Genomic DNA, 500 nt, shown 5'->3' with positions numbered 1-500 from the left:
GTCCCCGCCCGCCCCGGCCATACCAGCGGCCACGCCCTCTGGCGCAGGCTCGATACCCACGAGGCACCCGCGCGGACCTGCCCCACCTGCACCCTGCGCCGCACCCACGACACCACCGGCCACGCCCTGGCCTACCTGTCCGCCCACGCCCGGCTCTGCCCCCGGCACCACCGCTGGGCCGCCGGCCCCCACCACAGCCTCAGTACCGCCGCGCTCCCCGAACTCACCCACGCCCACACGAACCACCAGCGCCTACGACGCCACCCAGACACCACGGACGCATGGACCTGGGCCACCACGATCACCACCCGCTGGCACGACCACTCCACCCATCCCACCCTCACCGCCCGCTGGCAACACCGCCGACGACTCCTCCAACACGCCAACCCCGGCACCCAGCCCATGACCGGCTCCTGGACCCCCCTGGCCCGCGACGCCGTCACCTACACCGAAACCGTCACCCTCGCCCGCACCCTGACCACCACAGCACCGTTCCCCCC

The 500-nt window shown here is 73.8% G+C and carries 1 pseudogene; it reads left to right on the top strand.

Going from position 1 to position 500, the window contains the following annotated elements:
- Nucleotides 1-500 (top strand): annotated as a pseudogene (locus IH44_RS0140105) (hypothetical protein); the annotation flags it as partial.

It is taken from the genome of Kitasatospora sp. NRRL B-11411 (assembly GCF_000721345.1).
GTDB classification, from domain to species: Bacteria; Actinomycetota; Actinomycetes; order Streptomycetales; family Streptomycetaceae; genus Kitasatospora; species Kitasatospora cineracea.
Note: the sequence above shows the minus strand (reverse complement) of the source record. Positions and strands in the feature narration are given on the sequence as shown.